6 protein-coding genes and 1 riboswitch are annotated in these 15,485 nt (G+C 39.1%); of the genes, 3 read left to right on the forward strand and 3 right to left on the reverse strand.

Annotation, left to right across the window (positions count from 1 at the left end):
* Nucleotides 1-88: 88 nt before the first annotated feature.
* Together QA612_RS04460 and nagA are read right to left on the reverse strand one after the other, a co-directional pair.
* Complete coding sequence (locus QA612_RS04460) at nucleotides 89-10,405, reverse strand: fibronectin type III domain-containing protein (RefSeq protein ID WP_278282633.1); 10,317 nt, start codon at nucleotides 10,403-10,405, stop codon at nucleotides 89-91.
* A gap of 386 nt (nucleotides 10,406-10,791) precedes the next feature.
* Nucleotides 10,792-12,027, reverse strand: a complete 1,236-nt coding sequence (nagA, locus tag QA612_RS04465; protein ID WP_278282561.1) for an N-acetylglucosamine-6-phosphate deacetylase — start codon at nucleotides 12,025-12,027, stop codon at nucleotides 10,792-10,794.
* Nucleotides 12,028-12,190: 163 nt separating this feature from the next.
* Here nagA and QA612_RS04470 point away from each other — a divergent pair, with 163 nt between their 5' ends.
* The 3 genes from QA612_RS04470 to QA612_RS04480 all read left to right on the forward strand — a co-directional run bounded on the left by QA612_RS04470 (nucleotide 12,191) and on the right by QA612_RS04480 (nucleotide 14,403).
* The gene (locus QA612_RS04470; RefSeq protein WP_278282562.1) at nucleotides 12,191-12,769 is read left to right on the forward strand and encodes a hypothetical protein; all 579 of its coding nucleotides are present in this window, start codon (nucleotides 12,191-12,193) and stop codon (nucleotides 12,767-12,769) included.
* 191 nt (nucleotides 12,770-12,960) lie between these two features.
* Nucleotides 12,961-13,044, forward strand: a riboswitch (cyclic di-GMP riboswitch).
* A 73-nt stretch (nucleotides 13,045-13,117) separates the two neighbouring features.
* Nucleotides 13,118-13,834 carry an EAL domain-containing protein gene (locus QA612_RS04475; protein WP_278282563.1) on the forward strand — a complete coding sequence of 239 codons (717 nt, stop codon included), beginning with the start codon at nucleotides 13,118-13,120 and terminating at the stop codon, nucleotides 13,832-13,834.
* Nucleotides 13,834-14,403, forward strand: a complete 570-nt coding sequence (locus QA612_RS04480; protein ID WP_278282564.1) for a PilZ domain-containing protein — start codon at nucleotides 13,834-13,836, stop codon at nucleotides 14,401-14,403. Before QA612_RS04475 ends, QA612_RS04480 begins: the two co-directional genes overlap by 1 nt.
* A 78-nt stretch (nucleotides 14,404-14,481) precedes the next feature.
* Here the strand turns inward: QA612_RS04480 and QA612_RS04485 are convergent, their stop codons facing one another.
* Nucleotides 14,482-15,318, reverse strand: coding sequence for a Cof-type HAD-IIB family hydrolase (locus QA612_RS04485; RefSeq protein ID WP_278282565.1), 837 nt, complete (start codon nucleotides 15,316-15,318; stop codon nucleotides 14,482-14,484).
* Nucleotides 15,319-15,485 lie beyond the last annotated feature (167 nt).

The raw sequence follows: 15,485 nt of genomic DNA on the forward strand, positions 1-15,485 counted from the left end.
TTATTTGAATAATTAAGTCAATTAAACTTTAAAAGATGCCTCTAGAAGTGTATCTCTTCCAGAGGCATCCAAAAAATCTAACAATCAATTATTCTTCTTCTACTCCTTTTCTTCTTCTACCAACTAGGACTACTCCTGTTCCAATCGCTAGGAAAATGAGACCGATGATTAACATGTTATACATGTTTGTTGCTGTATCAGGGACGGTGTCTCCATCTCCAGCCTTTTCATCGTCTTTAGAGGAATCCTCATCAGATACTCCATCATCTTCCTTACTTTTGTCATCATCCTTTGGATCAGTAGAATCTTTATCCTTGTCTGGATCTTTCTCTTCATCCTCTACATCTTCTGGTGCTTTTGGCACTCCCTCTACTTTTCTTTCAGCTAAAACACCGTAAATGGAGAAGCTATTAACCTTTACGGAAACAATTCCTTCAGCTTCGTCCACTTCACTGTTGTCAAGAAGCGTCCATTGTTCCGTAGCGTCATCATAGTGGTACATATGAACGTCCTCTTTTTCATACTCCCTTGTGTCATAGCTAAATGCCAGTGTGAAGCTATCACCAAACGCTGTTTCATTTGGATTATCAAAGGTAAATCGGTACATTGCACCAGCTATTTCATAGACAGTTCCTTCGAGAAGTTGATCTAATTCTTCCTCTGACACTTCTTCTAATGTGAGAGTAGAACCTTCTGGTAGATCCTCTGGGAAAACAATATAGGAATCTGTTCCTTTAATAGTTACCTTCTCTCCACCTGCTACTTCCACTTCCTCTCCATTCATGATGAACAATCGAATGTCAGATGGAGGATCGTCACCATCTCCAGGTTCTCCTGGTTCTCCCGGATCAGGAGGTGATGGTTCCTCTTCTTCTTTCTTCACTGTCACTGTAGCTTCGGCCGTTTCCCCTTCGAAGGTTGCAGTTATGATCGCTGTACCTTCCGAGATTGCAGTAACAATACCATTTTCATTTACAATGACAACACTTTCATCAGAACTACTCCAAGTTGCTTCCTCTGTTTTATCCTCTGTACTGTCATCGTTATAGTGTGCAGTGACAGTGAGACTTTCCGTTTTACCAACCTCTAACGCTACTTCTGATGGAGACAGCTGAACGGACGTCAACTCTGGTTCTCCTGGATCTGGAGGAGTTGGATCCTCTTCTTCTTTCTTCACTGTAACTGTTGCTTCGGCACTTTCACCTTCGAAGGTGAAAGTAATGACCGCTGTACCTTCACTTACGCCAGTAACTACTCCATTTTCATTCACAGTCGCAACACCTTCGTCAGAACTACTCCAAGTCGCTTCCTCTGTTTTATCATCTGTACTGTCATCGCTATAGTGTGCAGTAACGGTGAGACTTTCCGTTTCACCAATCTCTAACTCTACCTCTGTAGGTGAGAGTTCAATGGAAACAAGTTCAATTTCCTCCTCCATTTCAGTTACTACGATGCTAAATACTTCCTCTTCCGTTAACGGAACATTCGAATATGATTCAATTAAATCACGAACGACCAATTCATATTCTTCTTCCACCGTCAACGCTTCATCAGGTACGAAATGGATTACTTGTGAAAGGTCCTTTTCATTAGAATCGGTATGAGGATTTGCCACTGAATCAATATAGACGATTTCTCCAGCTACTTCCTCCACTTCATCCCCTGTTGTTAGGAGCTGTACTGTATTTTCACTTACCGTTACATTTCGTACGTGACGGTTGAATGCAATGGCAATCGTTCCATCAGCATCAATAACTTCCACTTCTTCCACTTCTGGTGGAAGTATTGAACGCATTGGAATGTTCACTTCAAAGTGCGGTGGTGGTACTTGAATTGGGCCATATACATCCTCACTGTAAGTTGTTTCGTATCCGTCTTTTTCATAAACGACACGCCACCAGCCTTCTGGAACGTCCCATCCGTACCAACCAACTGCGTCGGTCGTTTGTGGGTTCTGCTCGCCCCACCATTCAGCGTCCCAGACTTCGTACGGTCCGTTTTCTGTTTCGCTGTAGAGTACGGTTGCTGTTACACCTTGAAGTCGATTATCTTCATCCACTTCATATACAAATCCACTTGGGTCGATTTTCCAAGCTGGATTTGCAATTGGTCTTGCACCTGGATTCAATGGACGTCCATTTGGATCAGTAGAAGGAGTATCTCCATCTTCACTGTCAGAATCAGAATCATTATCACCATTATCTGATCCAGGTGGACCTTCTGGATCTTCTTCGCATTCTTCTGCAGCATCCTCTAAAGCTTCTTGCAATAACTCATCTACTCTATCAAAAGCTCTATTTTTCGCTGCATTAGCTGCTAATGCGGATGCGGTTCCAGTAGCCACAAGTGCTACTGATCCAATTAGACCTATTCCAGTTGGGGCCAAAGCTCCTGCAGTAGCAAACACAACAGGTAAAGCAGAGTTACCAACAGATGCTAGAGTTGCTCTGTCTATAGCATTCATTAAGTCTGGTGGAACAGGACCTGCACATTCAGGGAAATTGTCAATAATTTCGCTTAGAGCATCCATATCTCGATCCATTTCCCATGCTGCCAATGCTACATCCAAATACCCTAAACCGTCCATTACTTTAAGGCCGACTCTTGTCGTTTGGCGAACCCTGTTGTCACCGGATGAACTGTTAGCCATTCGAAGAACTTGCTTCCATTCTTCCTCTACTAGTTCTTCTTGCAGTGCCATAAAGGAATCTAGCTCATCACCGTCTATTACGGCTTGGAGATCACCAACAGTTACTTCTAGTTCTGGGCCGTAGCTCCAATTGCCGTGAGGATCAGAAGCCGCTACCTGGAACGTATATAACTCTCCATCATTTAGGTTTGTAAGCTCTGTTTCTCCATTATCTCCAAAGACTTCTGTTACCATATGTCTTCCACCATCATCATCGATCTCATAGATTCGATATTGATCAATCCACAAGCTGTCTTCGGCTGGATGCCAGTTTAATACAAGGTTTCCGTTATTGGAGTCCATACTCGAAACTGCTAACGCTGCATCCTCACGCCAAACAGGTGGAATAGGATTTCGATCTTGTTCTAAGAAATCTTCAATTGGAATATGACCTGTTACCGTAATAGTTAGTGATCGTGAATTCGGTTGACGAATACTTACGTTCCCCCAGCTCATGGAAGGTCCTGAAGATCCAGATCCGACCATTCCAATACCTCCGTCAAACCAAATACCACCCTCTGGACTACTATGACCTGGTTCAAGGGTTACACTTAGCCAACCATCCATCCCACTTCTGCCAAGATGAAGAGGTTCTTGAATAACATAACGCCCTCTTGGTGGATCGTTTCCTCCAACATTTGGACTTGTTGGTGGAATCATCATCGTTGATAATTCCTCGTCCTCTGGATCAGCAAAGTCCTCTTCTGTTGGTTCTACTTCAGGTACAAAGTGATCACCCCAACCCCAGAAATCATCATTGAAGTCAATTGGATCATCAATGAGTGCTAGAGCATCATCACCCCATGAAGCAGACTGAGCATCTCGAGGGACAGACATTTCGTCCGTATCGTAGCTCACATAAATTTTTCCAAGTCTCCAGCTCGCCGCACGATCTGTTTCAATTCTCGAACGCCATACACCGTCTTCGTCCTGCTCTGCTGGTGCATTACCTCCTGCAGGCCCTTCTACATAGACGTGTACATTGGATACACGATCTGGGTCACTGAAATTTAATTCAAACTCAAATGGTAACCCTGCAAGCATCGTTCTTGGGAAACGTGCAACACTTCCTTCTGTTGAGAAGGTTACCCAATCAGATGTAGCAGGTAAAAACCGGTTAATGTTCCCCATTGCGATTGGGGCTAAATTATTGATGTCCTCTTGTGTATCTCCCTGCCTCATGGACACGGAAACTAACCTCGGACTATCTGGATGGAATAAAACATTTGTATTTGGTGAAGAGTAGCTTTCCTCACCATTTGTTGCAGTAGCATTTAACGTATACCAGTATGGGGAGCCTCTTTCTGGGAGATCTACATCCACCTGCCAAAATCCATTTGGTGCAGACATTGTTTCCCCAACAAGAACGGAATCAGCATATACCCGTATGGTACTATTTCCTGGTGCCCGGCCATGAACACGCTGTGATCTATCATGTATCGTTTCCTGCATCGTTAAAGATACGCCACCAACAAGAAATTCTACATTCCCAATCCACTCTTCTCGTTCATCATTTACATCTGTAAATTGGATAGTGGAACGGACTTGTGTATCTCGACTATCCACCTCATCATTCACAGAGATCTGGAAACGGATAGATCCATATTCATTTCTCGCTACGTCCCCAATGGCCACAATAATATGGTCAGAAGTAACCTCAGTTGGATTAACTACATCACCGTTATGAACAAGCGTACCACTAACAAAATTCATTCCTTGAGGAAGCTCAAACCTCATTTCTGTATCTGTAACGGTACCTGGACGTGTATTGTCATACGTAGCACGAACGATTGCATTGTTCCCTGGCATAACCTCTTCAGGATCTCCAGTGAGTGTATTTCCGTTTCTAAAACCGAAGCGACCTCCTGGTTGCATTTCAATATTCCCAATAGTAACAGAAGAACCTTCCTCTACATTTACAGTAACATCTGCAAAATATTCCGTCCCATCATGGCGTCCATTAAATTGAAGACGGTACTCCCCTGCTTCTGGCACATTAGCATTTACATTTTCTGCACTAGCCCCTGCCGTCCTTAAAACTCTTGACCCACTTTCATCATATACATTTAACGTTGGGCTAGTAGTATTTCTGTCTCTAGAATTCCAATGCGAACCGTCTGGTAGGACCAGTTGACCGAAGATTGATCCTGCTAAGTAGGATTCATCATAGTAGAATTCTCCTCCTACTTGATGGTTTTCTCCGAGAGTAATGTCCTGGCATTGTTCTGGAAGTCCTAATGGAGAGCCGTCAATACAGAACGAGAGTTCAGTCCCTTCTGTAAGCCAAGATTCGATCGGATATCCTCCGTTACTCCTAGATGCTCGAAGGGTTGAAATGTCTTCCCCTGAGATGGTAAAGCTAAAGCCTTCTGCTTCGCTTCCTCCTAGGTTCATAAGGCCTTGTTCCATTCCTCCTACGACGTATTTGATTTCGTCGATGCCCATGACGTATCGGCGTCTATCTTCTATTGATAAGTTTAGTTCGATATCATCTCCTGGTTCGATTTCTTTGACGATTTCTTCGCTAAGTCCTCGGTGGTTTGCGTTGTATTCAATAGCTGCTGAGATCGTCGTTTTACCAGGTAGGACAGGTAAGGCGTAGGTTCCGTCCTCTGTTGTTTTTACTCGAGAGTTAAAAGATGTTCGGAATCCTGTTCGTGGGTGTGTGGCGCTAACTTCAACGCCTTCTACTGGTTCTCCGTCACTATTTGTAATGGTTCCATAGACGGTTATTATTCCGTCAGACTCTGGCATTTCTACTTCAATCAGGTGCTCTCCTGGTTGAACTTCTACTGTTTTTACACCGTTACTTTGGCCTGGCCATGGTGCTGATACAGTAATTTCGAGCTCTTCTGCATTTAAGTGATGATTCGATGCTTCGGAGGAGTATATGTGAACTTCTTCTCCAAGTGCTGCCTTTTGTCTCGTAAGGAGTCTATTCGTATCCGCATCTCTTACTGTAATGGTAAAGTCATCTGGTATTTCTAGCTCTGCATCTCCGTGTACACCTCCAGGGAGTGTGACGACTACCCATTTATCTGATGGTCCTCTATACTCTAAAAGTACTGAGTCATCATCAACGGGGTTAGTTAGTCCGCCGTGTACTTGGACTCCAGATTGTACCTCTGCAAGATCAGCGCCAGATGTTGCTTGAAGTCTAACCACATAATCATCTGCTTGTGGAAGGTTTTCCAGTACAAAAGTTCCATGATGATCAATTTCTAAGGAAGCTCCATCCTGCCTACTGTCACTCCAAGCTCGAATACGAATGGTATCAGGGAGATCACTAATGTCAATATCATCTTGTAATTGAACATCCACTGTAAGATGTCCTAAAATTTCTATTGGGAAGCCCCCAGCTTCATATGTTAAGGTAGTGGCGCTGTCTGTGAGAAGAGCTTCAAGCCCTGTTAAATATGCAGCACCCTTTGGCATGGAAAAAGTACCTTCATATAGACCAGGCTGAGAGCTACTTTCAGTAAGCTGAACTCTTCTAGTTCCTTCTTCTGGTTCATCTAGTAATTCCCCACCGTTACGGTTATTTCCATACCAAGAGTCATAAGTTACCTCAACCGATACTTGCCGATTCGGTTCGCCTGTTACGACAAAATTCAAGTCACCTTCTGGAGCAAGACGATTCACTCTTGGCTGATCAAAAATGTTCCAATAAAATTCTTCTAAATACAACGGTGGTGTTTCCACTTCAATAACACTTGTATGAATAACAGGATCGTCAACATCAAACAACTGTAGTACACGATATTCGTAAGCTGTATCACCAAGTAATCCAGTGTCCTCTGCTGTCACCGCATCATAGCCAGCAACTTCGCTTCTATTTTCCCAAGCGTCTTCACCAAGAACTCGTCGTTGGATTTGATAGCCAATGACACCTAATTCTTGTGGGGCTGGATCCCATGAAAGCTGGGCAATTCCTCCTGCTTCAGGTGTTACGATAAGTCCTGCTTCACCTGGTACACCTTCAATTGTTGAAGCTGTAACCGATAGTGGTGGTGTTGTTTCTCCAAGTCCTGTTGCTTCCACCGTAAAGGTATATTCCGTGCCAGGTTCTAGATTAGTCACAGTATAGTTAGTAGAGGTGGTTTCTCCAATAAGGTCACCGTTTATCCGAACCTGATATTCTGCAACAGTACCATTCGCTTGGTCCCACGATAAAGCTACGAAGGTTTGCCCCTGTTGAGTCACCGTGATCTCCGCATCCTCTGGCCATGTTGGTGGTTCGAGGACATGTTCGATGAACGTACGATAAATATTTCTGCCAGTTATATCATCTCGATCATCAATTAAATCTCTATCTGTACTTGAATAAGTAATATAGCTTCCGTCTCGGCTAATTCTATAGTCATCAAGTGATCCTACAACATTCGGAACACCTTCAGATGAGACTGATGTCATCCAAATTCTTCCTGTGTCCATATCTCTTACATACAGGATATCAGAGCTATGTGATGGGGATACAGGTGTGATAAAGTTATCAGCAGTTCTAAATAGGACAAATCTACCGTCCCCACTTATTTTCGGTTCATTTGGAATATTAGCAATAGAATATAGAAGATCGTCATTTCCATAGGACCTATAGCTTACTGTTTCAAGTTCACCAGTTTCCCTGTCCCATCGTTGAATACTTCGTGTATTACTCGTTTCTCTTACAGGAAGATGACTGTACGTATGGAAAACAACATATCTACCATCATCTGATATGTCTGGATCATTATTACTTATTCTTACACCAAGCTCACTAGTAAGTTCTCTACCATCTGGCAATTTACTTACTTGAGTAATTTCTCCTGTTTCTCTTTCCCATAAATAAATATGTCTGACATTGCTGTTACCAGAAGCGCCTCCTTCGATTAAGTTCTTTGCACGGGTTTCAAAGACAACATAACTCCCATCATAACTAACGGCATGATTTTCCGCGTCAGTTAGTTCAGGTGTAGCATCTCCATACGGTCTATTTACCCATTCTATTTCCCGGGTCTCACGATCATAAATAAAAATATCTCGATAACCTCTTGTATCATCCTCAATAAGGTTATTTGCAGTAGACTGAAAGACAACAAATCGTCCATTACCACTGATAACTGGTTCGAAGCTAGCTCTATCCCCTATGTTTCCATCTATCCCTTGTGTGATAAGCTCTAATTGATTTGCGGTTCTTGAATAAATGTAAATTTGGTGTACAGGAAAATCTACACTATCATCGTTATGGAAATTAATGGAATTAGACCTGAAGGCAACTAAAGATCCATCAGCACTAATACTAGGAGAATCACTGTCACCGTCTCCTTGAGATCCATCATTAGCAATACTTATTAATTCAATGGCATCTCCGTCACGCACAAAAACATCCCATTTGTCATTGCTATCTCCTTCTAAAAATTCATCGGACCTTGATGCAAAAGCAACAACACTTCCATCATCTGTCATCGCTGGGTTTGATCCACCTAAAGCTTCCCCACTTGTATTTTGAGAAATAAGTTCCGTCGTAAATCCTTCTCCTGCAGCAGTTGTTGATATGTGGATGGATGCTGGGTTGATATCCTCCCCATGCCAATCTCTAGATTTTAGTTCGTAGTGATACTCAGTATCAGGCTCTAAATCGCTATCAGAGAAATATTCTCTCCAAACACTATTTGACCCACCTATATCTTCTCCATCACGATAAAGTGTCCACCCTCTAGCTTGACCATTTGATGGCTGATCCCACTGAAGAAGAATTCCGCGATCATAAGCAATATAAGAGATTTGAGGAGCTACTACGTCCACAGTTGTCACTGATTCCGTAGGACCATCTGATGTCAAGTTCCCATATCGATCCATTCCTTGAACAGTAAATTCATATTCTTCCCGTTGCTTTAATCCAGTTGCCACATATTCATTTTCAGCACCATGGACATAATCTACTAATTCTCCGTCCTGAAAAATATAATAATGGATAAAACCTTCTTGAGATTCCCATATTAATTGAGCCTCATTTCCACCTGGAACAAATTCCAAATCACCATCCCAGCTGTGTGAAGGTGCTGTATAGCTATCCCCAACGAAGGTTACATAGACGTCTTGTACACGATTCGTATCATAAGGAACGATGTTTGTTTCTTTATATGTCCAAGAAGTAAAAGCAACAACTGTCCCACTATCATCTATTGTCGGAGAGGTTTGACTATCATCAAACAATTCCCCTTCGTTATTGTATTGAATAAGCTGCGTTTGCCCTTTTTCCATGTCACGGACATAAACATTGTAAAAACCATTAGCCCTAACATTTGGATCTAATATACGAGATCCTGATCGAAAACTAACATGTTTCCCATCTCCACTTATAGCCGGGCTTAAACTAGTATTATCTCCTCCAGACCTCCCGTGTGCAGCAATACTAACTATTTCAAATTCACCATCATGATAACGATAAATTTGATCACCACTAGTTTCCATGTCTACAAGATCCGTAGCTGTTGATCCAAAGACGATATAACTACCATCTCGACTAATATCAGGACTCCTACTATTACCATTCGGTTCCCCACCATCTAACGATCTAGTAATTCGTTCAATGGTAGATTCGTTACGATTATAGAGGAATATATCACTGTTATCTCCTTCTTTATCCTCTGTTAAATCCGCATTACTAGATTCGAAAACAATAAAATTACCGTCTGAACTAATTTTTGGATTAGCACTTTGATTACTGGCGTGATCAATTTCTATTCTAGCCATTTCTTCATTTGATCTGTCCCATATGAAAATGTTGCGGGCACTATTGCCACCATCACCAACTAAATTGTTACCAGTTGATTCAAATACAATAAATTCCCCATTTTCACTAACACTAGGGTTAAAAGTGTTAGCAGAACTTAATTGTCGTTCCCCATTTTCATCTGGAGACGTTCCACTTATAAATTCCCTTTCTCCCGTTTCGCGATCGTATAAAAATACATGCTGTATCGCACCGGAAAAGAATGCGTTCGATCGATAGACAACGTAACGACCATCAGGACTAATCATATGCTGATTACCAGAAACAGCACTACCATCATCGTTTTTACTGATTAACTCTGTCGTCCCATCGTGAAGGTCACGAACGTAAATTTTATCACCTTGGCTAGTGATCCCATCTTCTAAACTACTTGAAGTACTAAACGCCACATATCTACCGCTACCATCAATCGAAGGACTACCTGCTCTGTCTCTTCCTTGTCTCCCATCCGTACCTACACTAGCTTTTACCGTCTGCATTTTAACGGGATCAGTAGTTTCAGTGGATTGCAAAGTCACATCAGAGGATGATTCTTGTTCCTCTTCCCTCTGTTGATCGTCGTCAGAATTTGAGTTTTCTTCTTTTTCATCATTCTCTTTCTTCGTTTCATTATCAACATCTAATGATTCTTCATCTAGTTTTTCTGACTCTCCGTCCGAGTCTACGTCACCATTTAATTCTCCTACATCCTCTTCGTTCCCTTCACCGTTCTTATTCGATTCATCTTGAAGCATTCTTAATGTAGCTTCTGCATCAAATAAGTCTTCATACTCACCTCCAAGTTCGTATGTAATCTCATCAGTTGAAGACATGTCACCTGTCCGAACTACCTCACTACTACTTTGTTGTGAAAAATAGTTATTCCCTACTGACCAGCTCGCTATCATTGGTTGAAACAACAATGCAAACGAAAGAATAATAGCAAGTGGCTTCGTTGTCATCAATATAATTCCCCCCTTATTATACTTTTAGTAGAAAAACCTACTATTTTAACTGTATCACTACGAAAATAGTACGAGTATTATACTTTAGTATAATTTTGTTAGCTATTGTAGGGATATTATAGAAATAATTGGGAATTTATTTATAATTAGGGTGAACCTACCAGGTGAGTTGGAGATTTGTACCGTTGTGCTTGCGGATTGAAACGGATACTTTTGTACCAAGTCTAATTGTACCAGGTTCAATTTTATCTATTTTGTATAACATAAGTTTTCAAGATAATCTCCCATACAAAAGAAAAGGTGACACTATTGAAGTTACCTTCATAGAGACACCTTTCAAAACTTGCATTTAATTATTCTAATGGAAGGCGTATAAGGAAGCTTTAATCATCCAAATGAGAGAATACACTGTTCATGAAAACAACCTTCCCTCTGCAAATAGTTAATAAAACTTCTCCAGCATCACTAATCAATATAATATCTGCGTCCTTTCCTTCACTAATTGAACCTTTGCGATGATATAGGCCTAATTTTTTTGCTGGATTAACTGATGTTATTTTTGTTAAAACTTCTATGTCATCATCTATCCATTTAGCAAAGTTATTTCTTGCATCAATCATTGGTAAGACACTCCCTGCAAGTGCTCCCTCTTCATTTTTTGCTATATTTTCTATCACCGTTACATTTTGTCCTCCAAATTCGTATGCCCCTTCTCCTAACCCCTTTGCTCTCATAGAGTCTGTTACTAAAATAAAGCTGTCTTCTCCTTTTAAACGATATGCCAGTTCTATCATTTCAGATGAAACGTGAATACCATCTGCTATCACTTCAACGGATACAGTAGGATGCTTCGTTAATAATAAGGCCCCAGCTGCACCACCGTTACGATGATGGAGGCCAGACATTTGATTAAACAAATGAGTTCCGTGGCTTACTCCATTTTGGATCGCTACCGACATTTCTTCAAAGGATCCATTCGTATGCCCCATTGAAACAACGATGTCGTTCTTATGTAAATAGCTAGTTAGTTCAAAGTTTTTATCCTTTTCCGGTGCTAGAGTTACCATTTTTATATTATTTTCTGACAACTGATTCCACCTTTTAAACTTTTCAACATTAGGGATTTGTATATGTTGGAGTACTTGTACACCTCGTTTTTCTTTATTTATAAATGGACCTTCAAGGTGAATAGCAACGATTTCAGCCCCCACAGTATTTTCTTGTTTTATATAACTTCCAATATTTGAAAGGGCTTTTTCGATTTTTGAATCAGTATGTGTCATCGTTGTGGCTAAAAATGCCGTTGTACCTTCTTGTGTCAATTTTGAGGACATGTTAAGCAAAGCCTCTTCTGTAGCATCCATTACATCTGATCCATAGGCTCCATGAATATGGAGATCTATCATTCCAGGGACAACCCATCCAGCACCGTTACAATCAATAATACGAGGATGTTGCTTTCCTTTTTTTATTTCTTCCATACAAAGTGCTTTTATATCCCCAACATCATTAGGAAAAACACCTTTCACTTTTCCATCAGAAATATGAATAGTGCCTTTAGAAAGGAATGTCTCACCAGTGAATGTTTCCGCATTAATTAGTAATATATCCTCCATCATAAATAACGCCTCCTTCCTATCTTTAATGAAGGACATTAAGACAGTCCTGTCCACCATTTCTGATTCGAATTTTTTAATAATAAAGGAATTCATGTTAAACTTTTATAAGAACCTCTGAAATTTCACATTCCTAATTTTTCATAAGATGAGGTGACATGAACGTATGAAATTACAAAAGGATAACTGGATTGAATTTAGTTTCATACTACTATTAATTGTTTCTTATTTTTTACCATGGTATCACAGCTACAACAATAGCTACTCTCTCTTTCATGATGCAGTTCTGTTTTTTGAAATTATTGTAGTTGATGGCTTTATTCTAACACCTTTTTATTGGGGCGATGGAATAGGCATTGAATTGCTCATTCATTTTTGGTATTACTTTGGAGCACTATCACTTTCAATTCCAGTATTAAGCGCAATTGCCCTATATAAAATTTATAAACAAAAAAAGTACACGGTATTAAGAAATATTATCCTAATGTTGACCTTTACGATGGTACTTGTGTACTTCCTTGATTTTCTTCTTAATCCTTTCAATTCTCCCATTGGCACAACATTGGAGATTGGGTTTTACCTCAGTACGTTAGCATTAGTTTGTTTAGGCATAACTAGTTTTTTGAGGGAAAAAATAAAGACCTCACGTCTAGGTATGAGGGAAAAGTGTCCCTCCTGTAAAGAAAAAACAATACATGAAAAAGCTGAAAAGTATTGTCTTAAATGTGGTTATCACGTCTCATAATTCACCGCCATCAGGATTTAAAATTGATGGTGGTTTTACTATTCTTATTGTATTGATAATAGTTCTATATCCCTATAAACTGTTTTATAATTCGACTTATTTCTTTGTCTAATTTTGTCTAATTTTGTTAAATATATTGGACTTTTTTCACATTTTGTATATAATGGTATAAACATTACAATTTTAATAAAGTTACGAAAAGGCAAACTTATCGAAAGGTAAGGACGCAAAGCTACGGGTCTAACGCATATAGCCACGATCGCCGAGCCACCGAAAAAACTGTAGGAGTGCATACTAGTTTTTTACGGTATGCATTTTTTTATTTTTTAAGGAGGTTTTTTTAGCGGCATGAGCATCGACAACTTCATTAAGAAGGAACAGTTCTACCATTTTTATCAGCCTATTTATGACATAACAACGATGAACATATTAGGCTACGAAGCACTATTACGATCCAGTATACATAAAAATCCAATGGATGCTTTTCAATTAGCAATCAATGAAAAAAAGCTTTATGAATTGGATATGCGGTCCATTCATAAAGCCTTATTCTCCTACGGAAATGTAGGATCAGCGAAAAGTAATCGAAAATTGTTTTTGAATGTTTTCCCGTCAACTATTCTAAATCAAAAATTCTTTCCTTTTCTTACTAAAATTATGTCTTTAAGTACTATCAAAAGTCAACAAATAATCTTTGAGATTTCAGAATCAGAATTACCTGAAAATTTCCATGATCTTCGTTATTGTATTAATAAGCTAACAGAGCTTGGATTTGATGTTGCAATTGACGATTTTGGAAAAGGCTTTGCAAACTTTGAAGCTTTAACTAAGATCGATTCTGCTTTTATTAAATTGGATCGTTTTTTTACAAGTGATCTGCACCAAACACCCAAAAAACAAAGTTTACTAAAACACTTAATGGACTATTCTAAAGAATTTCATACACCAATCATCCTAGAAGGAATAGAGAATGAATTAACAAAAGAAGCTGCCCTTGACCTAGGTGTAATTTATGCTCAAGGCTTCGGCTTATCAAAGCCATTAAGTTTAAGTGAGGTAATTTAATGATCTTCATTATCGTCACTAGTCAATTACTAATAATTATCTTATTTTTACTTACATTAAGTCTAATATTATTCATAAGAAAGAAACTTAAGAAGCTAGATCAATACAAGCCTACGGAAGTTTTATCAAATAATCATAGTGAAACGAAACAAGTGACTAATAATAAAAACAAATTTTTAACCGTAAATGTATCTGAAAAATGCTTAGTTAAATTTACTGAATTTGAAAATAGTAAGTTAACCCCACTGAAAGATAAAATTGTAGAAGCAAAACTTGAAGACATCAGTATTGGTGGAGCCAGAATAGTAACAAATTTTAGTCTACCAATTCACGAACCGATCTATGTTCAGTTGCATTTTTCATTAAAGGATAAGACATTTACATTGTATGCTCAAATTGTAAGGAAAATAGAGAAAACGAAGAAAGACCACTATAATTATGGATTACAATTTGTAAAATTAAGCAATAGTGAAGAGCAACAGCTATTTTTTACCTTAAACCAATTATCAGCAAAGAAGGGAAATGAGTATCAAGGATTACAACATGATTTAGAGCCAAGAATAAACTAAGTAGAGTGAAATTTTCATTTCCTCTACTTTTTATTATTAAAATACTTTCAACATCCTCATTTTATCGAGAGCTAGCATTTATCGACTACTTATTTCACCAGGAAGAAAGGAATAAAACTCATTTCCTGAACACAACAACTCTTCAAGTACATTCGCAACACCATCCTCATTGTTAGACGAGGTAACAAAATCTGCAGCAAGTTTTACTAGTTTTGGTGCGTTCCCCATTGCCACACCTAACCCAGCATACTTAATCATTTCTATGTCATTGTAATAGTTTCCAAACGCAATTGTTTGTGAAAGGTTAACACCGTAACGTTCACACAATATCTTTAATGCTCTTCCTTTATTAAAATGAAGTGGCATAATATCACTTCCTCTTTCTCCACCTCTTACTATTTGTAACGTAGGTGCCAACTTTTTAATAATACCATTCAATTGATCTATAACTTTTTCTTCACCTAAAATAGATAATTTTAGAATTGGTTCGTTAATTTTTTTCACATTTCTAATCAACGTTAGCTTCACCCCGTTGAATTCCGAACAGTAATCTGTAGTTAACAGGTTTTCTTCTGCAATTAAATGCGTTGCTGTACTAACAAAGAACGGAATTCTCTCTCTTCGTAAAAAAGATAGAACAAGTTCTACCTGATCTATATTAAACCCTTGCTCAACAACAACATTCTTTCCTATTGGTTCGTAGATTGTACCACCATTATGAGAAATTATTGGATCCATTAAATGGAGATCCCTTCCGATTGTTTCGGATGTTAAAAGATGTCTGCCGGTGGCTAATACAACAAAAATACCGTTATTTTGTACGTCCTTAATCACTTTCTTCGTTCTATCTGTTATTAATCCCTTTTCATTAAGTAATGTACCATCAATATCAATTGCAATTAATTTAGCCTCCATATTTCCTCTCCCCTAACATTAGTTTCCAACGAATCCTATACAAATGATTGAAAGTTGAAATTTTATTCTCTCATTAACTAATTTAAAGTATTGAGGTAAATAACATATAAAGGAGACCTATGTTTCTGTTTAAGAATGTAAAAGTAGTATTAATTTTATGAACAAAA

Origin of the sequence: Evansella sp. AB-P1 (assembly GCF_029688925.1) — a bacterium.
GTDB lineage: Bacteria > Bacillota > Bacilli > Bacillales > Salisediminibacteriaceae > Evansella.

Bases quoted from the DNA above. Each gene is read 5' to 3' on its own strand.
- QA612_RS04485 (WP_278282565.1), bottom strand. From the start codon at position 15,318: ATGGAGGCTAAATTAATTGCAATTGATATTGATGGTACATTACTTAAT.
- QA612_RS04460 (WP_278282633.1), bottom strand. From the start codon at position 10,405: ATGACAACGAAGCCACTTGCTATTATTCTTTCGTTTGCATTGTTGTTT.
- QA612_RS04470 (WP_278282562.1), top strand. From the start codon at position 12,191: ATGAAATTACAAAAGGATAACTGGATTGAATTTAGTTTCATACTACTA.
- QA612_RS04475 (WP_278282563.1), top strand. From the start codon at position 13,118: ATGAGCATCGACAACTTCATTAAGAAGGAACAGTTCTACCATTTTTAT.
- nagA (WP_278282561.1), bottom strand. From the start codon at position 12,027: ATGATGGAGGATATATTACTAATTAATGCGGAAACATTCACTGGTGAG.
- QA612_RS04480 (WP_278282564.1), top strand. From the start codon at position 13,834: ATGATCTTCATTATCGTCACTAGTCAATTACTAATAATTATCTTATTT.